This window comes from Streptomyces sp. 3N207, from assembly GCF_052246355.1.
Taxonomy (GTDB): Bacteria; Actinomycetota; Actinomycetes; order Streptomycetales; family Streptomycetaceae; genus Streptomyces.
Map to the genome: position 1 here is coordinate 1 of NZ_JBQQBV010000005.1, position 25,768 is coordinate 25,768.

The 25,768-nt window shown below is 68.0% G+C and carries 26 protein-coding genes and 3 pseudogenes; 18 read left to right on the forward strand and 11 right to left on the reverse strand.

From position 1 onward, the window contains the following. A pseudogene (locus tag ACTWP9_RS09585) lies at nucleotides 1-205 on the reverse strand (hypothetical protein); the annotation flags it as partial. 6 nt (nucleotides 206-211) lie between these two features. Here ACTWP9_RS09585 and ACTWP9_RS09590 point away from each other — a divergent pair. Continuing rightward, nucleotides 212-499, forward strand: a pseudogene (locus ACTWP9_RS09590) (transposase family protein); the annotation flags it as partial. Between the two features lie 75 nt (nucleotides 500-574). Further along, on the forward strand, nucleotides 575-1,477 hold the full coding sequence (locus tag ACTWP9_RS09595) for a LysR family transcriptional regulator (protein ID WP_443245609.1): 903 nt from the start codon (nucleotides 575-577) through the stop codon (nucleotides 1,475-1,477). A gap of 108 nt (nucleotides 1,478-1,585) precedes the next feature. Here the strand turns inward: ACTWP9_RS09595 and ACTWP9_RS09600 are convergent, their stop codons facing one another. The 6 genes from ACTWP9_RS09600 to ACTWP9_RS09625 form a co-directional block, all read right to left on the reverse strand. Further along, entirely contained in the window at nucleotides 1,586-2,374 is a 789-nt protein-coding gene (locus ACTWP9_RS09600) for an SDR family oxidoreductase (protein WP_443245610.1), read from the reverse strand. Between the two features lie 892 nt (nucleotides 2,375-3,266). Further along, nucleotides 3,267-4,466, reverse strand: a complete 1,200-nt coding sequence (locus ACTWP9_RS09605; protein ID WP_443245611.1) for a flavin monoamine oxidase family protein — start codon at nucleotides 4,464-4,466, stop codon at nucleotides 3,267-3,269. Between the two features lies 1 nt (nucleotide 4,467). Then, nucleotides 4,468-5,190 (reverse strand): HAD-IA family hydrolase, encoded by a 723-nt coding sequence (locus ACTWP9_RS09610; protein WP_443245612.1) that lies wholly within the window; start codon nucleotides 5,188-5,190, stop codon nucleotides 4,468-4,470. Between the two features lie 41 nt (nucleotides 5,191-5,231). Next, nucleotides 5,232-6,266 (reverse strand): zinc-binding dehydrogenase, encoded by a 1,035-nt coding sequence (locus tag ACTWP9_RS09615; RefSeq protein ID WP_443245613.1) that lies wholly within the window; start codon nucleotides 6,264-6,266, stop codon nucleotides 5,232-5,234. A 328-nt stretch (nucleotides 6,267-6,594) separates the two neighbouring features. Beyond that, nucleotides 6,595-7,377 carry an SDR family NAD(P)-dependent oxidoreductase gene (locus ACTWP9_RS09620; RefSeq protein ID WP_443245614.1) on the reverse strand — a complete coding sequence of 261 codons (783 nt, stop codon included), beginning with the start codon at nucleotides 7,375-7,377 and terminating at the stop codon, nucleotides 6,595-6,597. Beyond that, complete coding sequence (locus ACTWP9_RS09625; protein ID WP_443245615.1) at nucleotides 7,374-7,826, reverse strand: SgcJ/EcaC family oxidoreductase; 453 nt, start codon at nucleotides 7,824-7,826, stop codon at nucleotides 7,374-7,376. The genes ACTWP9_RS09620 and ACTWP9_RS09625 overlap by 4 nt, the downstream gene beginning before the upstream one ends. A gap of 94 nt (nucleotides 7,827-7,920) precedes the next feature. Between ACTWP9_RS09625 and ACTWP9_RS09630 the strand changes: the two genes are divergently transcribed. Further along, nucleotides 7,921-8,427, forward strand: a complete 507-nt coding sequence (locus ACTWP9_RS09630; protein WP_443245616.1) for a MarR family winged helix-turn-helix transcriptional regulator — start codon at nucleotides 7,921-7,923, stop codon at nucleotides 8,425-8,427. Nucleotides 8,428-8,979: 552 nt separating this feature from the next. Here the strand turns inward: ACTWP9_RS09630 and ACTWP9_RS09635 are convergent. Further along, on the reverse strand, nucleotides 8,980-10,506 hold the full coding sequence (locus ACTWP9_RS09635; RefSeq protein WP_443245617.1) for an alanine/glycine:cation symporter family protein: 1,527 nt from the start codon (nucleotides 10,504-10,506) through the stop codon (nucleotides 8,980-8,982). Between the two features lie 810 nt (nucleotides 10,507-11,316). Here ACTWP9_RS09635 and ACTWP9_RS09640 point away from each other — a divergent pair. Next, nucleotides 11,317-11,739, forward strand: a complete 423-nt coding sequence (locus tag ACTWP9_RS09640; RefSeq protein WP_443245618.1) for a hypothetical protein — start codon at nucleotides 11,317-11,319, stop codon at nucleotides 11,737-11,739. A gap of 5 nt (nucleotides 11,740-11,744) precedes the next feature. Continuing rightward, nucleotides 11,745-14,315, forward strand: coding sequence for a DUF7737 domain-containing protein (locus ACTWP9_RS09645; protein ID WP_443245619.1), 2,571 nt, complete (start codon nucleotides 11,745-11,747; stop codon nucleotides 14,313-14,315). A gap of 954 nt (nucleotides 14,316-15,269) precedes the next feature. Here ACTWP9_RS09645 and ACTWP9_RS09650 read toward each other — a convergent pair. Then, the gene (locus ACTWP9_RS09650; protein WP_443245620.1) at nucleotides 15,270-15,743 is read right to left on the reverse strand and encodes a HEAT repeat domain-containing protein; all 474 of its coding nucleotides are present in this window, start codon (nucleotides 15,741-15,743) and stop codon (nucleotides 15,270-15,272) included. Between the two features lie 602 nt (nucleotides 15,744-16,345). On the opposite strand from ACTWP9_RS09650, the gene ACTWP9_RS09655 reads away from it, so the two are divergent. From ACTWP9_RS09655 to ACTWP9_RS09670, 4 genes are all read left to right on the forward strand, one after another. Then, nucleotides 16,346-16,747, forward strand: a complete 402-nt coding sequence (locus ACTWP9_RS09655; RefSeq protein ID WP_443245621.1) for a hypothetical protein — start codon at nucleotides 16,346-16,348, stop codon at nucleotides 16,745-16,747. 107 nt (nucleotides 16,748-16,854) lie between these two features. Then, nucleotides 16,855-17,391 (forward strand): hypothetical protein, encoded by a 537-nt coding sequence (locus ACTWP9_RS09660; RefSeq protein WP_443245622.1) that lies wholly within the window; start codon nucleotides 16,855-16,857, stop codon nucleotides 17,389-17,391. 44 nt (nucleotides 17,392-17,435) lie between these two features. After that, nucleotides 17,436-17,804, forward strand: coding sequence for a tyrosine-type recombinase/integrase (locus ACTWP9_RS09665; protein ID WP_443245623.1), 369 nt, complete (start codon nucleotides 17,436-17,438; stop codon nucleotides 17,802-17,804). A gap of 127 nt (nucleotides 17,805-17,931) precedes the next feature. After that, a complete protein-coding gene (locus tag ACTWP9_RS09670; protein WP_443245624.1) occupies nucleotides 17,932-18,282 on the forward strand; it encodes a helix-turn-helix domain-containing protein in 351 nt (116 codons plus the stop codon). A gap of 396 nt (nucleotides 18,283-18,678) precedes the next feature. Here the strand turns inward: ACTWP9_RS09670 and ACTWP9_RS09675 are convergent, their stop codons facing one another. Next, nucleotides 18,679-18,939 (reverse strand): hypothetical protein, encoded by a 261-nt coding sequence (locus tag ACTWP9_RS09675; RefSeq protein WP_443245625.1) that lies wholly within the window; start codon nucleotides 18,937-18,939, stop codon nucleotides 18,679-18,681. A gap of 74 nt (nucleotides 18,940-19,013) precedes the next feature. Between ACTWP9_RS09675 and ACTWP9_RS09680 the strand changes: the two genes are divergently transcribed. From ACTWP9_RS09680 to ACTWP9_RS09715, 8 genes and pseudogenes are all read left to right on the forward strand, one after another. After that, on the forward strand, nucleotides 19,014-19,229 hold the full coding sequence (locus ACTWP9_RS09680; protein ID WP_443245626.1) for a hypothetical protein: 216 nt from the start codon (nucleotides 19,014-19,016) through the stop codon (nucleotides 19,227-19,229). Next, a complete protein-coding gene (locus tag ACTWP9_RS09685) occupies nucleotides 19,226-19,804 on the forward strand; it encodes a hypothetical protein (protein ID WP_443245627.1) in 579 nt (192 codons plus the stop codon). Before ACTWP9_RS09680 ends, ACTWP9_RS09685 begins: the two co-directional genes overlap by 4 nt. Next, nucleotides 19,797-20,348 carry a hypothetical protein gene (locus ACTWP9_RS09690; RefSeq protein WP_443245628.1) on the forward strand — a complete coding sequence of 184 codons (552 nt, stop codon included), beginning with the start codon at nucleotides 19,797-19,799 and terminating at the stop codon, nucleotides 20,346-20,348. Before ACTWP9_RS09685 ends, ACTWP9_RS09690 begins: the two co-directional genes overlap by 8 nt. Further along, nucleotides 20,349-20,915 (forward strand): DUF6262 family protein, encoded by a 567-nt coding sequence (locus ACTWP9_RS09695; RefSeq protein WP_443245940.1) that lies wholly within the window; start codon nucleotides 20,349-20,351, stop codon nucleotides 20,913-20,915. It begins immediately after the preceding gene. Between the two features lie 155 nt (nucleotides 20,916-21,070). After that, a complete protein-coding gene (locus ACTWP9_RS09700) occupies nucleotides 21,071-21,697 on the forward strand; it encodes a helix-turn-helix domain-containing protein (RefSeq protein WP_443245629.1) in 627 nt (208 codons plus the stop codon). After that, nucleotides 21,690-23,108, forward strand: coding sequence for a pyridoxal phosphate-dependent decarboxylase family protein (locus tag ACTWP9_RS09705; protein WP_443245630.1), 1,419 nt, complete (start codon nucleotides 21,690-21,692; stop codon nucleotides 23,106-23,108). The genes ACTWP9_RS09700 and ACTWP9_RS09705 overlap by 8 nt, the downstream gene beginning before the upstream one ends. Nucleotides 23,109-23,249: 141 nt before the next feature. Continuing rightward, nucleotides 23,250-23,678: an alanine racemase gene (locus ACTWP9_RS09710; protein WP_443245631.1), complete on the forward strand. Its 429-nt coding sequence runs from the start codon at nucleotides 23,250-23,252 to the stop codon at nucleotides 23,676-23,678. Between the two features lie 289 nt (nucleotides 23,679-23,967). After that, nucleotides 23,968-24,117 (forward strand): annotated as a pseudogene (locus ACTWP9_RS09715) (D-TA family PLP-dependent enzyme); the annotation flags it as partial. 292 nt (nucleotides 24,118-24,409) lie between these two features. Here the strand turns inward: ACTWP9_RS09715 and ACTWP9_RS09720 are convergent. Further along, nucleotides 24,410-24,727 (reverse strand): transposase, encoded by a 318-nt coding sequence (locus ACTWP9_RS09720; RefSeq protein WP_443245941.1) that lies wholly within the window; start codon nucleotides 24,725-24,727, stop codon nucleotides 24,410-24,412. Between the two features lie 639 nt (nucleotides 24,728-25,366). On the opposite strand from ACTWP9_RS09720, the gene ACTWP9_RS09725 reads away from it, so the two are divergent. Next, on the forward strand, nucleotides 25,367-25,756 hold the full coding sequence (locus ACTWP9_RS09725; RefSeq protein WP_443245632.1) for a hypothetical protein: 390 nt from the start codon (nucleotides 25,367-25,369) through the stop codon (nucleotides 25,754-25,756). The last annotated feature ends 12 nt before the right edge of the window (nucleotides 25,757-25,768 follow it).

Sequence of the window (25,768 nt, forward strand, 5' to 3'; positions counted from 1 at the left end):
ACTGCGACACGATGTGCCGCTCCGGGTCCTGGTCCTCGGAGGAGCACAGACCCACCTCGGTCGACTGCTCATGCACCGCGTCGACGTCGACCGGCTCTGCCGCGGCAGCCATACGCAGCTCGCGCACCGCGCCCCGGGTCGACATGACGGGATCGCCGCTCAGCTCCTCGTCCTCTCGCTCAACGCGGTCGAGCAAGGGAGCCATCAGGCTTCCAGAGCGAATGTCTTGACCTTCGCGGAACAAGGTCTGCCGAGGCGTCGGCGGCACGGTGCGTACGCCGTTCAAACGGCGTCAGTACGGCCGAACCTGTCTACCCGGCAGAGAAAGCCGTGAACAAAACCCACGCCCGCGTCCGCGCCCGCGGCGAGCGAGCCGTCGAGACCCTCAAGACCTGGAGCGTCCTGATCAAACTGCCCTGCAGCGCGTCACGAGCAACCACGGTCGCCGCAGGCCATTTTCGCCCTGCACCACATCGAGAAGCTGGTCTACCGAGGTTGAAAAACGCTCATTTACGATTACAACGATTACAGCGCGGGGGACTGCGGCCCACCGCAGGGAGGGGTACGGGAGCTGATGAGCCTTCGTCAGTACGAATACGCCCTGGCCGTTGCCGAGGAGGGTTCGGTGACGGCGGCGGCGGAGCTGCTGCACGTCGCTCAACCGTCGGTGTCACAGCAGATCCGTGGCCTGGAGCGGGAGCTCGGCGTGAAACTGTTCGCCCGCACGCCGACCGGACTGGTGCCCACCGTGGTCGGACGCGCGTTCCTGCGGGAGGCGGAGGTCGCGGTGAGCGCGTCGCGGCGGGCGAGGGCGACGGCGCGGGCCGGTGCCGACGAGCTGGTGGGCGAGCTGTTGGTCGCGGTGCAGATGGGCTTCGGCACGCGGCAGCTGCCTGGTGCGCTGGGCGCTCTGCGTCGCCGCTTCCGGCGGTTTGAGGTCACCGTGTTCGAGGAGCCGAGCTCCGCCGAGCTGGATCGGCTGTGCCGCAGGGGCGTGCTGGACCTCGCTCTGATGGCGGCGTGCGAGCGGAGCCCCGCCGACGCCCACCACCTCGGCGACGAGGAGTTCGTCGTGGTGCTGGGCGCCGGGCACCGGCTGCTCGCTGCGGACCGGGTCGAGTTGTGCGAACTGGAGGGGGAGCCGTGGGTGAGGTTCGACCGCGACAGTGCGCTCGACGGCGTACTGCTGGAGGTGCTGCGGGAAAACGAGCTGACCCCGACCACGGTCGCCCGCGTGTCCCAGACGGCGACGGCCGTGCGCTGGGCCGCACACGGGTTGGGGGTGACGCTTGTCCCGGCCTCCGCGGTGCCCCCGGGTCATGAGCACCTCGTGCGCCCGGTGTTCCCGGTTGTGTCCCAGCCCGTCATCGCCGTGGTCCGACACGACGCGGGCCCGGCGGAGACGGCCCTGCTCGAACTCCTGCGGCAGGAGACCTGGTCGGAGCCGGAGTCCGCTTCCTTCTCACCGGTGCCCTGACGGCCGACTCACCGGTTTCCTGACGGCCGAGAAGGAAGCGGGCGCCGCTGAATTCTTCCTGTCGAAACTGGTGCTTTGTCAAATTGGCATTCCGAAATGCGGTCGGCGTCAGCCCATGGGGAATTCGCCGCCGTCCACGATGAGATTCCTCCCGGTCAGCCAACTCGCCCGGTCGGACACGAGGAACAGCACCGCGTTGGCGATGTCGTCGGACTGACCATCTCGCCCCAACGGTGTGGTGTCGTCGGCGTTGGTCTCTGCCGGCGCCGCGCCCATGCGTGCGGATACCTCCGCCCACTGCTCCCGCGTTGCTTCTCCGCCGGGGGTGGCGGTTCTGCCGGGAGACACGGTGTTGACCCGGATTCCGAACGGGGCGAGCTCCAAGGCCAGTCCCCGGCTGTAGTTCTCCAGCGCCGCCTTCGCCGTGGTGTAGTGCAGGAACGGCCCTATCGGGGTGAGGACCGCGGCCGAGGAGACATGCACGATCATCCCTGAACGCCGTTCCCGCATCCCCGGTAGCAGCAGCGAGTCCAGCCGCACCGACGCCAGGAAGTTCAGGTCCAGCGCGTCCTGCCACTCCTCGTCAGGGATGGCCGAGCTGTCCTCGTGCGGTCGCGCCCCGCCCGCGTTGTGGACCACGACGTCCACCCCGCCGAGTACCTCCTGCGCGGCCGCGGCGAGCGCCTCCGCTCCAGCCCGTGTCCGCACGTCGGCCTCCACGAAGGTGGCCCCCTCCGGCACCGTGCTCGTCGCCGACCTGGCGGTCGTGAGCACCACGGCACCCGCGTCCAGGAGTTGGCGCACGACGGCGGCTCCGATTCCACGAGAACCACCCGTGACCAGGGCCCGCTTTCCCGCGAGTTCTTGAGTTCCCGCTCCGTTTCCGCTCGTGGTCATGCCACCGGTCCTCTCGGTTGCGTGTTTGGCCGCTCGACGGAAGAAAGATCGACGTACGCAGAGCGCGAACCTTCGGAGAAATCGCGGTGAGCACCTCGTCGAGCTGTTTCACGGTACGTACGGAAAAGAGCGAGCGGCAAAGACCAAATGTCAGCAGGCGCTATAGGGGATTCCTATAGCACCCCGCCCCTCCGCCCGTGAACGGCGCAGGAAGCGGATCGAGGCGACCCCTCCACCGCTCCACCACGACACCGCCGCGTCCAGCCCCACTTTGCGGCGGTCTCACCCAGCAAGCATGTCCGCCAGCACGAGATGCTCGACGCCGCCAGGCGGGACCGTCAGGACGCGCTGGCACCGCTCGACCTGTCCCGTATCGCCCACGCACGGACACGCGAGTAGGACGCGATACGCGGATTCACCTGAGAAGTGCTCCTTCGGCGACAACGGACAAGACCTCCGGAAAGTCTTACCGTTGCCGATCAGGAGCACTTCTTGCGTTCTTGATCATCCGCCATACCGGAGCCCGAAGAGCCAATGACTGACATCAACATGGGTGAACGCATTCGTCTGCTCCGTGAGTCCCGTGGCATGTGGTATGAGCAGCCCGGTGCTGGCTGGTCTATGCGTGGCCTGGAGCCGATCGCCGATGACGGCGAGACCGGGACCACCGTCCGGTTCCTCCCCCTCCCACCGAGTCGCTGCCCGTCGCGAACGCTTTGACCGCCGATGAGCTGACACGGCTCACCACATCGTGGCCGTACCTGCCGTACCTCAGGTTCGAGATTCACGACAGGCGCGCTGGATGATCCACGCCCATCGAGGCTGTGCAGCCCCTGACAGCAATACGGGGGAGAGGCCATCAAGAAGGTCGTGGTGCGATCCGCGGTGCTCCTTATTCAGTTCCGCTCCGAATGTCCTCCGCAGCCCGTTGCCCGCTACGGATTGCGCCTTCCATGAGCGCGAACCAGTCGCCTGCCGTGTGCTCGCCCGCAAAATGGATCGGCCCCACCGGTGCCCGCATTGCAGCGACGTCGGCCGAATCACCCAGTGATCCGGTGGAATAGGCGCCGAGCGCCCAGGGGTCGTCGTCCCAGGTGCTCAGAACGGCGCTGTGATGGTCGACTGCCAGCTCGGGCCGCAGGGTTCGCAACATGGTCAGCCATCTGCTGGGCCCGTCGGCCACCTCGAGACCGCGCAACGCCTCGGACGAACCGGCGAAAGCGTGCACGGCCGATTCGGCCAGGTGCCCGCCGCGGGTTGCGGTCCAGGTCCAGAAGGCATGATCGACCGACAGCACCGCGCTCGGAGCGGGGCGAGAATCCAGCGGTGCCGCGAGCTTGGCGGCGTGGCTGTACTCGATCCGGTCCAGCAGATCGGCCTTCCACGCCGGCAAGTCCGGTTCGAAGTCGATGCGCCGCCACACCGTCGCCGGAGTGGTCACCACACATGCATCCGAGGCTGCTTCTCCACCGCGCCACCGCACCGACACTCCGTTGCTGGACCAGGCGATCGACTCGACGGCGTGGCGCAGCAGAATCTGCCCGTTGAGCTCGGCAGCGGCACGCAGCGCCAGTTGCTGATTTCCCCCTTCGCATCGGTACGCTTCCCGGCCCGAGAACGACGCCGCGTCGTGGCGCAAGACTTCCACCCCAAGCCGTGCAGGAGCTTGGGCGAACGACACCCGCAGCCGAGCCGCGATGGCGCGCCGCACCCGGCCCGGGAGAGCGATCCGCTCCAGTGCTTCGGCAACGGTCCCCGTCTTGGCCGCGGTCCGGAGGGCCTCGACGCCTGCCAGGACATCGCTGCGGGCGACCGTGCCGACGGAGTCCCGCGGTTCGCGGTCGGAGTAGCTCATCCCGGTCGGCAGCAACCGGATGCCGAGCGCACCGGCCAGCTGTTGCACGGCGGTCTGGCCGTCCTCGATGAACTCCGCACCGCGCTCGAACCACACTCCGCCGTCCAGCTGCTGCGACCAGACTCGCCCACCCACCCGATCTCGGGCCTCAAGGACCAGCACCGTGTGCCCCGCCGCCTCAAGAGCTCGTGCTGCCGCGAGCCCTGCCAGTCCGGCTCCTACCACCGTGACACGCATGTCAGTCACCGATCCCGTTCACGGCCGGGACCTCTTCCACCACGGCGCTGAGCTCGGCCAGCGTGCCGAAGTGGTAATCGGGCACGGCAACCGAGAGTGGGGCGGGCGTGGCACCGAAACCGTCCCGCCCCTGACGCCGCTCGATCCAGCACGTCGCATAGCCGAGCCGACGCGCCACTCCGATGTCGTGATACTGGCTCTGCGCCACATGCAGCACATCGGATCGGCCGATCTGGAGCACACTCTGTCGGCCCAGGCAGTAGGCGAACACCTGCGGATCAGGCTTGTTCACCCCGACATCCTCCGCGGTGACCGAATCGTGGAAAGGATCCCCGAGCGTGCGGCTCATCGCCCGCGTCGCGGCATTGTCCGCATTGGTCACAGCGACCAGACGGAACCGACGATGCAGCGCAGCCAATGCATCCGGAGCGTCGGGGAAAGCCGGCCATGCCGAGATGGACAGTCGCAATGGGCTCGGGCTTCCGCAGCCGTCCAGAGCCGGTACGCCGAGGCGGTCCGCCAGCCGCGTCGAGATCGGATCCAGCATTTGCGTGAACGGCAGCTGCGGCGTGCGCTGTTGCTGCTCATCCTCTGCGACGCCGAATGCCTCGAGAACCTCCTCGCCGCTCAACCTTGAGCCGCCCGGTCCTGCTACCCGGCGCACACACTCCACGATGCCGGCCTCGAAGTCGATCAATGTCCCGACGACGTCGAAGGTAAGCACCCGGAATCCGCGCAGAGTTCCCCTCTCGGTTCCGCGCCGACTCACGGCTGCACCACCAGTTTGCCGACGAAGTCCTTGGACTCGAAGTGCTTCTGTGCGGTCGCGAGGTCGGCCAACGGGTACCGAGCGGCCACCAACGGACGGAACGCACCACGATCGACCAGGTCGACGACCGCGGCGAAGTCGTCGTGGGTGCCGAACGACGACCCGAACAAGGTGAGCTGACGCAGGTAGACCGTCCGCAGGTCGGTCTCGACCAATGGTCCGGCGATAGCACCCGCGACGACATAGCGGCCCAGGGGAGCGAGGACCTGCAGCAGACCGCCGTAGGACGGGCCCGCCACCACGTCGGCGACGACGTCGACCTCCTCGATCCCGACCGCGGCCAGCGCCGAGGGGAGTTCGGCGTCCCTGGCGACGACCACATCCGCGCCGATCGCCCGGATCGCCGCGTGCTTCGCGGCGCCGGCGACCGCCACTACCCGGGCACCGTGGGCCTTTGCGATCTGCACAAGCGACGACCCGACCCCGCCGGAGGCGCCAGTCACCAGCACCGTCTCGCCCGTCCGTAGTCCTGCGCGCCCGAGCATGCGCATGGCCGTGGTAGCCGCGGTCGGCAGCGTCGCCAGCTCCGCGAACGACAGCGAACCGCCGACCGCATGGACGTTCGGCTCCGGTACGGCCACCAGCTCGGCGAATCCGCCGTCGCGCTCGCTGCCGAGATAGTCGGTGGTGACCAGCGCGCGCTCGCCACCGTCGTAGATCATCGGGTCGACCAACACCCGCTCGCCTACCCGTGCCTCCGACACCCCGGCGCCGACCTGGTCGATCTCCCCAGCCACATCGGCGCCCTGAATGCGCGGGAAACTGAACGACGACCGGCGCCACCCGGTCTGCGCGTCCGGGTCGTCCGACGAGCCGTAGGCGCCCTCGCGGGTCCAGATGTCGGTGTTGTTCAGCGACGCCGCCCGTACCCGTACCCGCACCTCACCGGGACCCGGGACCGGATCCGGGACGTCCGTCCGGAACTCCAACGCCTCCGGTCCGCCGTAGCGCGTCAGCAGTACAGCCTTCATCGTCATCCCCTTCGGTAGACCGATCTGTTTACCTCAGGAGACCAGTCCCCGGTCGGGAAGTCAACTCACCGGTCGGTATACCTCCGTGCCCGTGCTCACCCCTACGACAGATCCCGGTGTCACCCCTACGACAGATCCCGGCCGCCGACTGCTCGACCCCGCATAGCTGATGCCGTCTTTCCGCCGCCGCTCGGCCGAGTTCCACGGCCAACTGTCAGCCCCGCTCGGAGAGTTGCCCAGGCGGCCACCCCGTTTCTTGAGCGAGGGGAGCTCGGACAGCCAGTCCGGCAGTGCGTTCGCTCGTAGGTCAAGGTGGCGCGATGGTGCCTCACCGGTCGGCTGATGCCTTCGAAGCGGAGCCTTTGCCGTTCAGCGAGGCAACGATGCTGCGCGGCAAGACGCGCGCGGCCAGAGCGAAGAGGGTGTTGGCGGGGCCGGGTACGACTGTGGGGCGCTTGCGCCGGTTGAGGGCTTTCATCGTGTGGGCCACCAGCTCTTCGGGCGTCTGGATAAGGGCCCTGGGGACGCCGTGGTGGGTGTCGGCAGCCGATTCGGTGGCGGTCGGGCCGGGGCAGAGGCCCATCACGTAGATGCCGCGGTCCTTGTGCTCGTACCACAGCGCCTCGGACAGCGCGGTCGCGAACGCCTTGCTGGCGCTGTAGACCGCGAGGTCCGCAGTCGGGGCGAAGGCGAGGGTGGAGGAAACGTTGATGAGCGCGTCGCCTGGCCCTGCGTGGGCGAGGAAGGCGTGCGCGAGGGCGGTCATGGCCTCGCAGTTGAGCCGGATGGTGGTGGCAGCGTCGCCGGGCGGGGTACGCGTGAAGGGGCCGTGGTGGGCGGTGCCGGCGTTGTTCACCAGCAGGTTGACCGGCCGGTGGGACAGATCGTCCATGACCCGCCGCAGGCCCTCTTCAGTCGTGAGATCGGCTACCAGGAAGCGGTGGCCGGGGCCGAGTTCGCCGACCAGGTCCCGCAGACGGTTCTCGCTGCGGGCGATGGCCGTAACGCAATAGTCGGCCTGGGCCAGTCGACGGGCGAAGGCGTGGCCGATACCGGCACTTGCGCCGGTGACCAGCGCCCGCCGCCCCCCGGGCCCGGCGTGAGGGCTCACTTCTGCCCCTGGGGGATGGTGCCGGGAGAGGAGATGAACGAGATCTTCTCCATGACCGGCTTGCGCTGGGTGTTCTGGAAGGCGGCGACGCGCCACTGGCCGTCGGCGTTCCGGACCAGCGTGTACGTCTGGACCTTGCTGAGCTTGTGCGGCCGCTTGCCCTTGTAGGTGTCGCCCCGACCGTTGACGACGGCCACACCCGGTCCGTAGAAGCGGATGTCGAGGACCTCGTCGGCGAGCTTCGTGCCCTTGAGGAACTTCGCGAACAGCGCGCGATGGCTCTCCACGATGTCGCGCCGCCCCCGGTAGGCAGTGCCCACGAAGCTGATATAGCTGGCGTCCTCGGTGAACAGCGCGCCGTATGCCTCCGCGTCGTTGCGCCCCCAGGCGGCGACCAGGCCGTCCAGCACCGCCTTCACCGCGGCGATCTCCTGCTGCTGACCCTGCATGGCGGATCACGTCCCTACTCGTTAGAATCAGACAGATACTGCACGCGAGAAGTAGCTGCGTTCATGCAGCTAAATGTAGGAGGTGATTCCGGCGATGGCAAACGCAGAAGGCGGGGAGGGGGAGCACGTGATCTTCCGTCAGTACCTGGACGCAGTGGGCCTGCAAGGTCTGGCCAGCGCGGAAGCCGCAGGTCTGCACACCTCGGAGTGGTACGCACTGAGCCTCATCGCCTTCCACGGCGCCCTCTCCTCAGGAGAGCTCGCCGCCCGCACCGGGCTCACCACCGGCGCCACCACCCGCCTGATCGACCGCCTGGAAAAGGCCGGCTTCGCCCGCCGGGCAGCCGACCCCGAGGACCGCAGGCGCGTGATCGTCGAACCGGTCCCCGACGCTCTGGGGCGCATCGAGGACGTCGTCGGCCCCGCCCGCCGCCACCTGGCCGAAGTCCTCGACCACTACACCCCCGAGCAGCGCGCACTCCTCTTCGACTACTTCGCCCGCGCCGCACCCGCCTTCCGCGCGGCCACCGAAGAGATCCGGGCAAACACCACCGGCGGCCGACGAGGTCAGACACGGAAAGCGGCGCCGTCGCAGAAATGAGCAGTCGCGTAAATTCAGCGAGAGCCCGAAGAGCGCGAACAGGGGCACCACGACGCCCGCCGAGACGGGGTGGAGCAGGTGGGAGGTCCGTTCGGCGGGAGATGCGGTCTCGCCCTTGTCGCGGGTGGTGCGCACGCCACGACGGCGGCGGGAAGCACCAGCCCGCCGACGGTCTCCGTCCTCAGCGCTCGGACCACGGCGTTGCGCTCGGGGAGGGGGAGCAGGCCGAGGAAGGGGGAACGCCAGCGTGGGGCGGCAGCCATGCGTGGGCCTCCGGAGGGATCGGCTTGAGGGCATACGAGCCCAGGGACGCCGACCAGACTTCCCGGCACACCGCGCGTCGTGATCCAACCGCCACAGAACGACGCGTCGACGCGTTGTTTACAACGCGTCTTAACCGCCTGCCACATGCCCCGCCGGGTCACCTTTGACCTGCTGATACGCGGCATGTGTCAGCTGCTGATACGCGGCATCCGGACATACGAGCGGGCCCGTGCACACCAAGGCGCGAGGTGTGCACGGGCCCGCTCAGGAGCCGGGCCGCGGCAGCGGTCAGACGGTGGTCTCCACCGACTCCTGGTCTTCGTCCTCGACCGTCTCACCGGCCTTGCGGGCGCGGACGAACTCCAGGAAGGAGTTCAGCTCGCGCTTGACGACCGGTGCGAGGAGGTAGAGGCCGATGATGTTGATGACGGCCAGCGTGAAGAGCACGGCGTCGGCCATTTCGATGAGCGTCTGCAGGGTCAGCAGGGAGCCTGCTACAGCGAACAGGGTGTAGACGACCTTGTAGGTGATCTCGCTGGTCTTGCTGCGGCCGAAGAGGTACGACCATGCCTTGAGGCCGTAGTAGCCCCAGGTCAGCACGGTGGAGATGGCGAAGAGCAGCACCGCGAGGGTCAGGACGTAGGGGAACCAGGGCAGGACGGTCGCGAAAGCGTCGGAGGTGACGGTGACACCCTCGGCTTCGGCGTTGCCGACCTTCCAGCTGTCGGGGCTTGCGATGACGATGGTCAGCGCGGTCATCGTGCAGATGATGACGGTGTCGATGAACGGCTCCAGCAGCGCGACCAGACCCTCGCTGGCGGGGTGCTTGGTCTTGACCGCGGAGTGGGCGATGGGGGCGGAGCCGAGACCGGCCTCGTTGGAGAAGGCGGCCCGCTTGAAGCCGATGATCAGTGCGCCGAGGACACCGCCCGCGACACCCTCCGGGTTGAAGGCGCCCTCGATGATGGTGCCGATCGCGGCGGGCACGGCGGTCACGTGAACCAGGATGACGATCAGGCAGGCCACGATGTAGATGCCGGCCATGGCGGGCACGAGCTTGCTGGTCACATTGGCGATCGAGCGGATACCGCCGAGCAGCACGATGCCGACGAGCGCGGCGACCAGGATGCCGAAGAACAGGGCGCCGGCGGACGAGCCCAGGGCGCCGTTCTCGCCGCCGGTGACGGAGACGAGCTGGGCGTAGGACTGGTTGACCTGGAAGAGGTTGCCGCCGAAGAGGCCGAAGAACAGGACCATGAAGGAGGCGAGAACCGCGAGGACCTTGCCGAAGGTCTTGCCGTTCTTGCCGAAGCGGTCGGCCAGGCCCTTGGGCAGGTAGTGCATCGGGCCGCCGGAGACGGTGCCGTCGGCGTGTACATCGCGATACTTCACGCCCAGGGTGACTTCGACGAACTTGGTGGCCATGCCCAGCAGGCCGCAGAGGATCATCCAAAAGGTGGCGCCGGCGCCACCGATGGACACGGCGACCGCCACTCCGGCGATGTTGCCCAGACCGACGGTGCCGGATACGGCGGCGGTCAGTGCCTGGAAGTGGTTGACCTCACCGGCCGACCCCTTCTCGTCGTACTTCCCGCGCACCACGTCGACGGCGAGCTTGAATCTGCGTATCTGTACCAGCCCGAACCAGGCGGTGAAGACCAGACCCGCGATGACGAGCCAGGCGACGATGAGGGGCAGCTCCGTACCGGCGACGGGGACGGAGTAGAAGACGACCTCCCCGAGCCAGGTGGCTATGGGCTCGAAGAATCCGCTGACGGCTTTGTCAACGGACGTGGTGATGGAGTCGAGTGACACGGTGGTTACCTCGATGGCGCACTACTGCCGCAGGGGAGGTCGCGCCGGGAAGATGTGCGGTCTATGAGTAAACGCCGTTGTCCGATCGGCGGCCCTGGGTTCGCGCTCCGCGGACTCGGAGCGTGATCTCCCTGGGTCGTACTACCGGTGCGCGCCGGTCGCTCCACACTGCGGCGAGGGGTGGTACCACCTGTGGAGTTGCGCAGTTTTACCACGACCTCTTCGGATTCTTTAGTGATGTGGATCACATCAGCTGAGCGAGTGTCGAAAACTCCAGCGAGCGAAACCAGACCGTTATAGGGAAAGGGGGATCCGTTCACCGGACACCTACGTCCATATGCTGGGCGAGCCCCGCAGCTTCCCGTGCGGTCGGGGTGGGGCCGGGCCCCGGTACAACCGCTGTCCCTGGTTCACGGGTCCGGCCACCTCCTCATCCAGGCCCCACGGGACATCACGCACGAGATACGTGTCATCTCCTCTTGCGCCCCGTTGCCGTGCCGATCTCCGACCCCGGCGGCGGTGCCGTCACCGTTGTGGGCGGGTATGCGGATCTCGACCCGGTCTCCGTTGCCCGCAGTGCAGTCGGTGCCTGGCACTACACGCCCCTTGAGTCGGCGGGATGCCGGGGCGGGGACCCCACTGGCAGGGAGGCGGGCCTCGCGGTGAGGCACGTACGTGACCGGCGCGACGGCGAGACGTGGAGAGAAGGCTGATCCGGCGCAGACCGATCGATGGCGAACCGAGGGAGGCGAACATCCGGCCATCGCGACGTTGGCCGGACTGTCAGACCGCTGTTCTATGGTGATGGCCATGATCGACGTCGAGGTGCGCAGCCGGATACCCGGCCCGCCCGGCGATTGCTTGCCGACGGTGCTGATCCGGCTGGCTGACGACCGTACGACGGCGCGGGAGCTCATCCGGCGCGCGGTCGAGGAGCAGATCAGGGAGCTGCGCGCCGACGCGGTCCGCAGCCGGCGGATCCTCCACCGCCAGTATCTGTCCAACGACGATCTCCGGGTGCAGGCCTCCACCGGTGTGATCAAGCCACCGCAGCAACCCCTGACGGACCCGGACGTGACCGAGGAGGCATCCCGGGCTCACCGGGCATTCGCCCGGGGCACGTTCGTGGTCTTCGTCGGCGGACGGCAGGTCGTCGACCTGGACGAGGAGGTCACGCTTCGACTCGGTGAGCCGGTTGTGTTCCTGCGGCTGGTGCCGCTGGTGGGAGGCTGATTGCGGTGGACCGATTCATACCGGAGGACTACATCGACGTCGTCCGCGAACAGCGCCAGGCACTGTGGCGGCTGGTGGACCGAGCGCGGACCGCAGCGAAGGCCGACGACCTGGCGGCCCTGCGGGACACCGCCGCGGAGATCCGGCTGCGGATCAAGCAAGGCGACGACCACACGATCGGCAATCTGGCACCACACCTCGACGACATCGTCGCGGAACTCGACGAGCTCTACGACGCGGTCTTCCCGGTCGACCGCGAAGACGATGTCACCGCACTGTTGACCGCGCCGTGGCCGACGGCTCACCGGAAAGCCCTGCTCGCCGCCTTCCCCGGGTGCGATGTCCGGCACCGGCTGCTGCTGGACGAGGTGGCGGAGCGGGCCATCGCCGCCACCGACACCCACTTGCTGCGGGTGCTCGTCTTCACCCCGCTCGGCAGTCTGGGGCGGGAGACCGTGGCGCAGATCCTCGATGCCCTGCACCGAGCGGGCGCCCTGGACGCCACCGTGGTGGAACGGGCCTTCGCCGACGACCCTTACCTCGGCTACGCCATCTTCGGCCGCTCGCCGTTCGACGACACGACCAGTCCGCCGCCGGCCTGCGCGGACGCCGTACGGAAACACGTGGATGCGCTGACCTGGCGGCTCGTCTCCGCACCAGCTCCGGCTGACTGGGACGAACTGCCAAAGGGGCTGGTACCGCGCGGCCTGCGGTTCGTCCGGGCGGCGCTGACCTGGCACGGCGACCAGCGGGTGGCCGACCACCTGGGGACGGCGGAACTGACCGACGAGGAACGCGCCACCCTGCTCGACCTGCTGCAGGAGGAGCCGGTGGAGAAGCAGCGCCGGGCGTTCGAGTGGCGGCAGCGCGCAGGGGACGCCGACGCACTGCTACCGCTGTTCCGCCTGGAACGTGCCGCGCCCTTGCTGCGCCTGATCCGGGCAGTGCCAGTCGGCGAAGTCACCCGCCAGGACCGGGCTGCCCTCCTCGCCGCGGTCGAGCACGCCGGCGAGGACGCCGCACGGGGCCTGCTGAAACTCGAACCGAACGAACTGGTCTCGGCAGCCATGGGCTGGAACCGCGCCCAGGTGCTGAAGCGCGTCAAACACAACGCCCTGCAGGGCATCGCCGCGTTCGGGATGCTGCCCCTCGCTCCGGACGAGACGGTCCTCGACCGCTACCTGGCGTTGCGCGAGTCCGCGAAGAAGGGCACCAAGCTCGGCCCGAACCGCAAACACAGCCACGCCGCCGCGATCGCGATCGCCCTCGACCACCTGGCACAGGTGGCCGGCGTCCCGGACGCGAGCCGCCTCGAATGGGACTGCGAGGCGCGCATCGCCACCGAGACCCCCACGGAGACGGAAGTCGGCAACTACCGGATCGCGTTGCGGTTCGACGGCGCCGCCCCGGCCATGACGGTCAGCCGGGCGGGCAAGACGCTGAAGTCGGCGCCGACCGCCGTCCGCGCCGACCCCGGCTACCAGGAGCTGCGTGAGCACCAGAAGCGACTGCGGGACCAGGCTCGCCGGATGCGGACCGGGCTGCTGGAGCGGCTGGTCGCCACCGCCGGGACGCTGGCGCCGGACGAGCTGGCCCGACTGCTGTCGCTGCCCGCCGGAGCGGCGATGCTGCCCGCGCTGCTCTGGCGGGACCGAGCGGGCGTCATCGACCTGCTCGACCAGGTCGACACCACCGGCCCCGTCACCGCCGTCCACCCCGTCGAACTGCACGAGCGGCGGGTGCTCGCCGACTGGCAGGAGAAGATCGTGCGGCGTCGGCTCCAACAGCCGGTCAAGCAGGCATTCCGGGAGCTGTATGTGCTCACCCCGGCGGAACGCGAGGCCGGCGACGTGTCGGGGCGGTTCGCCGGTCAGACGGTCAACGGCAAGGCGGCGGCTCAGCTGCTGTCCGGCCGGGGCTGGTACACCCACGGCGAGTACGACGACCACCAGGCGACCCGTATGGTCGGCGGCGGCCTCATCGCGGCTCTGGGCTGCGACTTCCACGGCTACTTCGGCATGGGCGACGTCCTCGTCGGCGAGGTCCGCTTCCTGAACGGCGGCCATCGAGACCCCGTCCGCTACGGCGCCCCGACCGGCTCAGGAAGCGTCGGCGGCACACCAGTGCCACTGGCCGATGTACCGCCGGTAGTGTTCTCCGAGGTCATGCGAGACCTGGACCTCGTGGTGTCGGTCGCCGGCACCGAGCCGGAGGCGTACCTGTCACCGGCACAGGCGGCGGGCCGGGCGCAACTGCTCGCGGCACTCATTGCCGACCTCGGCTTGGCCCGGGTCACCGTCGAAGGGCACTCAGCCGTGGTACGCGGCACCCGGGCCACCTACCGGGTGCACCTCACCAGCGGCAGCATCCACGTCGAACCGGGCGGCCACCTTTGCGTGGTGCCTGCCTCGTTCGGCACCACGGCACACCGACGGCTGTTTCTCCCGTTCGCCGACGAGGACCAGTTGACGAGCATCATCCTCAGCAAGGTGCTCCTGCTCGCCGAGGACGAGAAGATCAGCGATCCGTCGATCCTCGATCAGCTCGCTTCCCTCACCGGTGATGGTCGGCGTTAGGGTTCCAGCGGTTCGGGTCAGGTTTTCAGCTTGGCCTGTGCGGCGCGGCACTGTGGTGTGCTGGTTGGCGGGTGGACTTGGTGAACTCCCTGAAGGCAGCGGGATGGATTGATGCTCAAGCTGCCCGCCGCAATTCGGTGAAGGGCGAGAGCGGAGCGTGTAGGCCGCCTCGGGAGCGCCGGGTGTCGGCGAAGGAAGTGGTTCGTCTCCGGTGGCCCACTTGTAGGCATCGACTGCTGCGTCCACGAATCGAGCCAGCCATCACTCCTCTTATGCCCGCAACGGCACTTGAGCCAGAACCATGCGCACAAAGCCACCTGATCGACGACGCCAGCAACGCCATCGTGGGTTCAATGACTCGGCACAGCGGCAAGCTGCTAGTCAGCGGACGCCGCTTCCAGGGCAGGGCGCGGGTCTCTGCGGTATCGAAGTAGTCGGCAACGATCGCGCTCCCGACCGGCATCGATGAGCGCTTCGGCCTGTCCCCGCTACCAGAGCCGAGAAGCCTCTGGCTCCGTGCCGGCTGCGAGGCCGCTTTGCGTTGCTGAGCCAACCCTCCCTGCCAACTGATCAGCCCCACCACTCACCCGGGCCCGCCAGTGACCGCAGACGGGGCTTCCCGGTCGCCGCCCCGTCTCCGGTCAACCCCCCGTGAGCCAAGTGCTTCTTACGACGGTCCTCACCGCCACACGTGAGGGCGCCTCGCGGGGACGGCCCCGACACGGACGTCGTGCTCCACGGCGGGGTGGGCCGGGGGAGGGGTTGATGGTGGTGAGTGGTCGAGTTCCGGTTCAATGTGTAGCGCGCACGGATAACGGATCGTCCGCGTCTAGCCAAACTAGCAGGTCAGGCGGGGGTGGGCCCGATTTCGGGCCTACCCCGTAGGGATTCCGATCGCTGGCCGCTGTCGGCCAATGCAGTTGCCTTGACGACTGAGCCGCTGAGTTCCAGGAGCTAAGCCGTCTTGTCCTGGGCGGACTCCCGGTGGTGCCAGCGCAGTTCCGTCACCGCTTCCGCCGCCTCCCTGCGCACCTCGGAGTGGGGATGGTGGAGGAGCCGCTCGACGATCGGCAGCGCCGCCTGGTCGTGAGTGCAGCCGAGGATGGCCAGGACGTAGGCAAGGAGCAAGGGGGCGAAGCCATCCGTCCCGGCGGCGAGCGGCTCCACCACTCGGTAGGGAAGTTCGTAGTGCGTGGAGGCCGTGCAGACTGCGTGTAGCGCGGACTCCCGCACTGGGTAGCCCTCGTCGGAGAGCGCGACGGTGACGAGACGCTCGACGGCCCGCTCGGCGTCGTCCTGCGTCAGACGGCCCGTCTCCAGGACGTCGCTGACGGCATCGAGGCAGAGGTCCCGGCGGTCCGCATCGGAGCTGTTCAGCTCCTCCCAGGCCGATTCGATCAATGCGGTCAGGCCCTGATATCCGTCCACGGCCAGAGCATAGGAGACGGTCGCCGCCTGGTCTCAGGGATAAACGAAGAGGTCAGGGTGTTGCCAGGGCTTGCGTTCCCTTCAGCGCCTGCGACCGGCCCTGCGACTGCTCTTCGCCTTCGAGCTTGGGTTGTGGGCCCAGCGGCAGGGCTGGGCCACTGGCGCAGATTCCTCGACCGCGCTCGCCTGCTCGGCCTCATGGACCAGGTTCCCGGCGCCTTCGCGCTGTCCCCGGCCTTCCACCAGATGGGACCCCGGAGGAGGATGCCGAGGACGACCTCGGCCGCGCGATCCCCGAGCACGTCATCGCCCAGCTTAACGAGCACGCACCTGCACCTGATCGGCACCAGCTGTGAGCGCAAGGGCTGGACCACCGACGACTACACGCAGATGTACGCCGCGTGCTACGGCATCGTGCGCGACACCGGCCGCCGTCCGGAAGAAGCAGCCCGCCTCCGACGCGGCTGCGTCCAGCGAGTCGACGGCAAGCCACCCTCATCTACGACTACCTCAAACGCCGCCGCTACGGGCGCCGACGTCCCATCACCGAGGACACGGCACGCGACATCGAGGCATGGGGGAAGAAACCGTCGGACCTTCCCGTGCGCGCACTCGCAGAGGAATGGCTCTTCCCCGCCCCTGGCCAGAATCGCACCCGCCGCGGCCACATGTCCGCGCACCACTTCTCCGCCAAGATCTTCCGGACCTGGGTGGACAGCATCCCAGTCCTGTTCGGCGAAGGGCTAGACGACCAAGGCAACCCCGTGCCGTACAACCGAGCGGAGATCGTTCTCTACAGACTGCGACATGCCTACACACCACGGCACGCAGACGCCGGCGTCCCTGTGGACCACCTGCGCGAGCTGATGGATCACCGCGAAGCAGACACCACCATGGGCTACTACAACCCTCGGGAATTGCATCAGACGGGCGAGAAGTCGCAGGTCACCTGGTCGCGACGGGAGTCGAAAGGAGTTCGTGGAGCCTACGAACTAGCTTTTTGAGCAGGGATGTTGCCGAAATCATCCCTTCTGATGCATGATCTGCCCTCCAGAAGGGATGGTCTGGAGTGGTGCATCAGCGCGAGGTGGCCCTGGCCGGGGCGGCCCATATGGAGCTCGTCTCCGGGGTGGTCCAGCTGCGTCCCGAGGACGCAATGTTCGACGCGATGCTGCGGGGCTGGCGTGCTCAGCAGAAATCTCGGGGGCTGAAGGACGACACGATCGACCCGAGGGAACGGCTGATCCGCCGGTTCCTGGACTTCACGAACGAGTACCCGTGGCGATGGACGCCCGCCCATCTGAACGAATGGTCGGCGTCGCTGACGAGCGAGAAGCACTTGGCGCCATCCACGGTTCGCAGTTACCAGGGCACTGTCCGGCTGTTCACCGAGCTCCTCATCGACGCCCGCTACGGCTGGGGTCCGGCATGCGAGGAAGCCTTCGGCACCTTCCCGGTGGCGATCTGTCACGAGTGGAATGCCCTGCCTCACCTGCAGGATTACGAAGGCGACCCGGAGGCGCGGCCCTTCACGCGGGAAGAGCTGCAGCTCTTCCTCGACTACGCCGACGACCAGGTCGAACGAGCGGTACGGACGAAACGCAAGGCGCCCTGGCGGCCTACTGCGACGCCACCCTCTTCAAGGTGATCTACGGGTGAGGGCTTCGCCGGACCGAGACGTCCAAGCTCGATGTGGTCGACCTCGGACGCAATCCGCAGGCCCGACAGTTCGGCCGGTACGGCACACTCACCGTCCGCTACGGCAAGGCCAAGAAGGGACAACCGCCGCGGCGGCGGAACGTGTTGTCAGTGATGGACTGGGCCGTCGAGGCAGTCGCCGACTACGTCGAGAACGTCCGCCCGCGCTTCGGATTCCCCGATCATCCGGCTTTGTGGATCACCGAGCGCGGGGGCCGCCTGCAGCCCGGCTCGATCAACGACCGGTTCGAGGCATACCGGGACGCCCTGGGGCAGCCCAAAGAGTTGACCCCACACGGACTTCGCCACTCATACGTCACGCATCTGACCGAGGACGGGGTGGGCCGGCGCTTCATCCAGTAGCAGGTCGGCCACGAGTGCGACAGCTCCCTGGCCATCTACACACACGTCAGCGACGACTTCATGAACACTTCACTGCACAAGGCACTGGCCCCGGCGTTCGCCGGGGCCTGACAGGAGGGATCCGGCGATGGCCGCCAAGCTCGACTACCACTGGCACCTGCGCAAAGTCATGGCCGACCGCGGGATGTTCTCCACCACCGACCTCCTCCCGCCGCTGAAGGAGCGCGGCATCGCCCTGTCCTCGAGCCAGGTCTACCGGCTCGTCGTCGAGCGACCGGAGCGACTTAGCCTGAAGATCCTCATGGCCCTGCTCGACATCCTCGACTGCACCATGGACGACCTCATCGAGCCCATCGCGGCTGCCGGGACCGTGAAGAAGCCGAAGAAGGCAGCCGCCGGCGGCTCGGCACCCGACGCGGAGGAACTCGGCGGACTGCGTCCAAAGCGAGCACGGATCAGTGGTGTTGACCGGTCATGACCACGGCTGACCAGCTCGACCGCGCCGTCACAGACCCGGTCGGCTTGATCACGGACCTCGTCGCCGGCGTCGAGAAGCAACTCGGCGCCGAGACGATCCGGGCCGTGGTCACCGCGGTCGCGGGCGGCCGCGCGCCGCCGCCGCAGCCGCGGCAAGGAGGTCACGCACTACCAGCTCGCGACCGCACGCCAACATCTGCGGGCGGCCGTCTACCTCCTGGACTGGCTCAAGGAACAGAACCTGACCCTTGCCTCCTGCCGACAGGCCGACCTCGAACGCTGGATGACCAGCGACGATGTCCCCCTCCGCCGAGAGGCAGGCCACTTCGTGCGCTGGGCCCTTTCCCAGAAGATCACCTGTGATCTCAACTTCCCGGCCGAGCGGTGGAACGGCCCCTCACAGCCGATGGACGACGAGGCCCGCTGGGCCACCGCCCGACGCCTGCTGCACGACGCAACCCTCAAGCCCGAAGACCGTCTCGCCGGCCTGTTGTTGCTCCTCTATGCCCAGTGGCCCGCGGCGATCTCCCGGCTCACCGTCGACCACATCGAGGAGACGAACGGAACTGTCCGCATTCGCCTTGGCGCCGTCCCTGTCGAGCTTCCCGCACCCGTTGCTGAACTGGCCCTCCGACAGGCCGAGATTCGCCGCAGTCATGCCGTCCTCGGCCGAACAGACTCGACCTGGCTCTTCCCCGGAGGTCAGCCGGCCGCCCGATCAGTGCCTGGGCCATGGGCGAACGGCTCCGCAAACTCGGCATCCGGCTCGCGGAAGCCCGCTCGACGGCGCTGTTCCAGCTCGCCACCGAGCTACCCGCCGCAGTCCTCGCCCGCACCCTCGGCATCGACATCACCGTCGCCGTCAAATGGCAACGGGCAGCCGCCGGAGATTGGGCCGCCTACGCAGCCGACGTCAGCAATCGCACTCGAAAGGCTCCAGTTCTGTGACCTTCCAGGACCACCTCAAGACGATCGCTACGAGGGCGATCAGCTCGATCACGGCCGCCGATGCGAAGGACATCTACGTCGTCTCGTTCTTCATAGACAACGAGGACGACGACCCCCGACAGCCCGTCCTGACCATCGGATACAACACCGAAGGTCAGTTTCGACGAAGCATCGCGGACGCCTCCGACGAGGCAGAAGCTCGCTGGAACTATGCCTTCTGGCTCCAGAACGATTTGGCTGTGATCGGCGACCTCGCTCGGGACCCTGACGGAGCGGCAGCGCGCCACCGGTGGATCAGCGAACTCGGACTTTGGTACGAGGAGCCCACCGCCCCCGAGGACTGGATGGCAACCGTCGGGCCGATCGCCGCGCAGATCGAGGCGAACTTCAACCAGACGTGCGTCAGTCTCGCCCGCCATCTCCACGATGTCGGCGTCATCGAGAGCACTCTCGGAAGGCGAGTACCGGTGATAGTTCACGAGTTGGAGTACTACGAGGGAATCGCCCGCCGAACCGAAGCTGCCAACCCGCCAGGACTCGCTGATGACTTCACCGCATGGGTCCGCAATGGCTGAGGCATTCCGACAGTTCCAATATCCGACTGCACCATTAAAGGTCTCCCTGGAGCGGAAACGCGAAGCTGTCGAGACAGTCGCTCGGCTGACCATCGACCGGCACGGCAATCCGCACGGCTACCGCGACGCACTGGCTTATGAAGGCCAGACCGTCGCCGTCCCCTACGACGGATGCAGCGAACCCAGCAACGTCAAGGCTGGCGGGCAGCACTGCCGTATCCGCTTCCAGTGTGCCGACTGCGACTTCTACCGCCCCGACCTCTCCTACCTGTCGGCCCTGGAGCAGCAGGTCGCCGAGCTGCGGGCCGACAAGGAAGCAGCCCTGGCCATGGGCGCCGCCGACTGCGTCACCCGCAACTTCGACGACCAGATCGCCGGCTACAACAAGTCGCTGAACCAGATGCGGCACACCCTGGAAGAGCTGCCTGAGCACGAACGAACGGCCGTTGAAGAAGCGGCGCGAGAATTGCGCAAGGCACGCTCGGCCGTGGCCTTCATTCCCGTGGACGGGCTGAGCATCCGGAGCACACATGAGCGGAACTGAATCGTCCCCCGACGCCCGTGTGACCCGCCTGCGTCGGCCCGCCAAGCGGACAGCGCTTCCAAGTCCGCCCGCGCGCAGGATGCCAGCCGTGACCTACTCACAGCCGGACCGCGCGTTTCTTTCGCCCGTGTGGCACGAGAAGCGGATGTATCGACCTGGTTCGTCTACAACAACCCCACGGTCAAAGCCGTGATCCGGGACGCGATGAGCGACCAGGCCCAACACGGCATGGAAGCAGCCGCGGTTCCCCGACCTGAGCGGGCCACGCCCGCCAGCGTGCACACCGACCTCGCGCTCGCCCGTGAGGAGATCCAGGAACTCAAACGCGAATGTGGCACCTTGAAGCGACGCGTCCAGCTTGCCCTGGGCGCGGAAATCGACAACGTGGCACAGGCGGATCTCGTCAATCGGATCCAGGACCTGGAACACCAGAATCAGGCCCTGGCCAGAGACCTCACCGAGGCCCGCATCCGCGCCGAAGGACTCGCGAAACAACGTGAGGAATCGGAAGAAACCATCGCGTCGCTCCGGCTCGCCCCACGAAAGTCCATGCGGGCAGGCCCCTGATCCTGATCCGAACCAGAAGCGATGGCCCCGCCGGGCGGGGCCACCACGCAGTGCACGATGAGGCAAGGCAGGCGAGAGCGCTCTCCTCCCGGCTGTCTGCAGCCCGAAGCAGCAGGAGTGCCTCTATAGAGGAGAGTAATCGCTATAGTGGAGCAATGAGTGATGGAAACGCCCTGTCCAGTGGCCTGTCCATGGCCGAGCTGGGGGCCAGGATCCGGGCCGAGCGGCGGGCCCGGGGCATGGCTGTGGAGCGGCTCGCCGAGCTGAGCGGGGTGAGCCGGAGCATGGTGTCCGAGGTGGAGCGCGGTGCCAAGACGCCGAGTGTGCTGGTCCTCGACCGGCTCGCGACCGCGCTGGGGACCTCGATCGCCCGACTTCTCGACGAACCCGTACGCCCCGGTGTCGTGATCCTGCACCGCGCCCAGCAGCACGTGGTGCGGGACCCCTCCGGGTGGGAACGGCGGATCCTGTCCCCCGTCCTTCCGGGCGTCGAGTTCGAGTTCATGCGCACCACCCTGGAACCGGGCGTGGACGCCGGGGAGTTCTCCCCACACGCCCTGGGATCGCACGAGTATGTGGCGGTGGAGACGGGGGAACTGCGCCTGACCGTCGACGGCGTCCCCCACCGCCTGGCGGGTGGGGACGCCGCCTACTTCCCCGGCAACCGCCGGCACGCCTTCGCCAACGACTCCGCCGACACGTGCGTGTACTACCTGGCTATGGCCCTCGGCCAGGCCGCCGACGCCCACCGCCGTCCCCTGCCCGGAGGGCCCCATGAATGACCTGCGACAAGCGGGCCGGTCTGCCGCGGACACGGCAGCCGATCACCTGGCCGCCGTAGCCGACGGGCCGGTGTGGCGGCCGGTGGCCGACGGGGACCGCTCCTGGCTCGCCCAGCAGCCGCTGCCCGGCGCGGGGCGCCCCTTGGCGGAACTGCTGTACGACGTACGGGAGCGGATGCTGCCCTATCCGATGGGCAACGGGCATCCCCGGTTCTTCGGCTGGGTCAACTCCCCGCCCTCACCAGCCGGAGTCCTGGTTGCCCCGCTGGCCGCGGCCATGAACCCCAGCTGCGCCGGGGGAGAACACGCCGGCGTCCTGCTGGAGCGCACCGCCGTGCGGTGGCTGGCGGAGCTGGTGGGCTTCCCGCACCAGCCGGGTGCCGGACTGCTGACCAGCGGGACCTCCATGGCAACCGTCATCGCGCTGGCCACCGCCCGGCAGGGGGCGATCCGCCAACAGGGCCTGAACGTGCGCGAGACGGGCCTGTACGGACAGCCTCCACTGGCGGTCTATCTGTCGGCCGAGGGACACAGCTGTGTGCGCAAGGCCGCGGAACTCCTCGGCCTGGGCAGCCAGTACCTCCGCACGGTCCCGGTTGACGGCGCATACCGGATGGACACCGGTGCACTGCGCCGCCTGATCACGGCGGACCGGGAGGCTGGCGTGCGTCCGATGCTCGTTGCGGCCAGCGCCGGAACGGTGAATACCGGCGCCGTCGACCCCCTGGAGGAAGTCGCCGACATCGCCCACGAGCACGGACTGTGGTTCCACGTCGACGGCGCCTACGGCGCGCTCGGCATCCTTGACGAAGGAATCCGCCCCGTCTATGCCGGTCTGGAAGGGGCGGACTCTCTCGCACTGGATCCGCACAAATGGCTCGGCGTACCCGTCGACGCCGGCTGCGTCCTCTTCCGCGACCCCGTCGGCCCGCGCGACACCTTCAGCTTCGTACCGCCCTACCTCCGCGACGACGAGGCCGACGACCTGGGCTGGTTCTCCGAATACGGCCCCGAACAGACCCGTCCGTTCCGCGCACTGCGTGTCTGGGCCACGATCGCGCACCTCGGCCGCGACGGCATCGCCCACCTGGTGCAGCGAACCGCCCAACTCGCCCGTATCCTCGCCGACATGATCGAAGCCTCCGACGACTTCGACCTGCTCGCCCCGGCCGTCACTTCCGTCGTCGCCTTCCGCCACCGGCCCAAGGCCCTCGACCCCGGCACGACAGAGGCACTGAACCAGGCCATCCCGGCCGCCGTACAGCGGCGCGGGCGGGCCTTTCTCACCGGCACCCGGCTCTCGGGCACGGCAGCCCTGCGCGCCTGCGTCCTCCACCCGGACACCATCGAGGCCGACCTCACCGTGCTGCTGGACGAAATCCGGACCGCAGCAGGGGAGATCACCGCATGAGCCACCCGCACCGGGTCGTCGGTGGGACGGGACAGGAGCCGACCGTGATCCCCTGTCGTTCCGACACCACAGGTATGCCCATGTTCAGAGCCTCTCCACCGGCCTGACCACGCCCCGCGCTGGTGATCGATTGTCGATGTCATGGAGCGCAACATCGCGCGGATGGTGGAGCACGCCCGCGCCGGAGGCTTCGCGCTGCGCCCGCACGCCAAGACCCACAAGAGCCTGCCGATAGCCGACCGCCAGCTCGCGGCCGGCGCCGTCGGCCTCACGGTCGCCACCATCTCCGAAGCCGAGGCGTTCGCCCGCCACGGCGTCACCGACCTGTTCATCGCCTACCCGCTGTGGATTGACAACGACAAAGCCCGACGGCTACGGCGGCTCGCGGAGACAGTGGCCTTGCGCCTGGCCGCTGACTCACCGGAGGGCGCACAGTGCATGGGAGAGGCCGTGCGGGGCTTCGCCCGGCCGGTCGAGTTGCCGGTCGAGATCGACAGGGGCACCACCGCACCGGCGTCCGTCCCGCCGACGCCGTCTCCGTTGGTGAAGCTGCAGCCGACACCGGACTGAACGTCGTCGGCGTCTTCACCTTTCCTGGGCACAGCTACGGGCACGACGCGCAGGCCCGCGAGCGAGCGGCCCGCGACGAAGAGCGAGCGCTCGGCGAGCCACCGAAGCACTCTTCGCCGCCCGGCTCGCGGCACGGGTGATCAGCGGCGGCTCGACGCCGGCCGCCGGCCGCCGGCAGCCAGGCATCGTCAACGAACTCCGGCCCGGTGTCTACGTCTTCAACGACGCCGCCCAGCTGGCCCTCGGCTCCTGCACGCCGGACCACCTGGCCCTCGTCGCCGCCGCGACGGTGGTAAGCGCCCCAGCCAAGGGGCGCTTCGTACTGGACGCGGGCAGCAAGGTCCTCGACGCCGACACCACCCCGTGGGTGGCCGGCCATGGACACCTGCCAGAGTCCCCCGAGGCATCGGTCACCGCGCTCTCCGAACACCATGCCACGGTCGTCCTCCCAAAAGGCACCGAGGCTCCGCCCCTGGGCGCGCTCGTAGCCGTCGCCCCAACCGCGTCTGCTCGGCGGTCAATCTTGCCGACGAACTGGTCGTCACCCGGCAGGGCAACGTCGTCGACCTCTGGCCAGGTGACGCTTACGTCCCTTGATCTTCTTGCCCGCATCGATGCCCTGGTCGGTCTCGGCGACGTTGGACGAGGTCTTCACGCTCTGAGCGTCCAGTACTGCCGCGCACGGGGCCGTCGTGCGTCCCTGTGCCCGGCGGGCCCGGTCCCGCAGGAGGTCATGAACCCTTTGCGTGGTCCCGTCGGCCTCCCACTTCGCAGTAGTCGTAGACGGTCTTGTACGGCGGGAAATCGTGCGGCAGGTACTCCCATGGGATGCCGGTCCGGTTGACGTACAAGATCGCATTCACGATCTCCCGCAAGTCATGCACCCGAGCAGCTGTGCCCGGCCCGGTTCGCCGTGCCTGCCCTTCCGTGAAGACGGGCTCGGTCAAGGCCCAACGAACATCGGACACATCACTGCGGTAGGGACGCGAGCACTCACACGGCGTGCAACGACCTTCATCGCCAGCAGTCACAAGAACATGCCGAAACACCAACTACTGAGACCAGACGCCCTCCAAGAGGTGTCCCGCAACTGCTCTTCTGCCCGTCGGGGGTGGGGATGGCCGATGTCTCGGCTGTCGCCGGTGCGGCGAGAGTGAGATTGTGCAGCCTCGTGATGCCGAGCATCGCAGTGGTGGATGGCATCGCCTGTGAGGCGGCAGTTGTGAAGGGCCTTCCACGGACAACGGCGCTTCGAGGGATCGGTAACAACCGCGATATTGGTGGCCCGTTCCAGCGGGCGCGGTTACCGTGCGCGGATGACGTACCGACTCGACGCCGTCATAGGTGACTTCGATCGCCTACGGAGCGCGGTTGGCTCAGTGCCGCATGTGTGGGTTGCGCCGCTGAAGCAGCGAATGGGGTTGCTTGTACCGCCTACCGCGCTCTGCGGGGACCCTGTGGCGGCACTGTGCGATCTCTCGCAGGGCGGGCCGGTCGCCCATGTGGAAGCGGATTTCTGGGGTGGAGACGGATCCCAGACCGCCAGCCTGTGGGAGAACGGCGCGCGGAAATGGGGGCCTGTGCACACCTCAGACTTCAGGGGTCGCCGGGAGGACTGGCCGATCAACGCGGTACTTGCTCGGCTTGGAGTAGTGCCAGCCGCCTCCGGTGCGCCGGAGTATTGGGACTTGTTCTTGGAAGTGGGTCTGGGCCGGGGACGGGACGAGGCGGACTGGCGCCGGGCCGCGCTGGACGCTTACGGGGTGGCCGACTACGACGAGTGGTGCGCGATCGAGCAGGCCAAGCGCGAGCGGGAGGCTCGTGCCGCAGCCGAGCGGGCTGTCTACGAGAGGCTGCCCGGGGTTCCGGCGGCCTTGAACGGCAAGGAAATCATGGCGCTGCTCGGCATACCTCAGGGCCGGACGATTGGGGCGGCCATCCGGCATCTCCAGCAACTCCACCTCGACCGCGGCTCCCTGTCTCGCGAGGAAGCTGAGACCGAACTGCGCACCTGGGCTACCGACCACGGGCTTGTCAGTCGACAGGCAAATGGAGACGTCGCCTCCGCTGACTCTTAGCTTGAAGTGGGC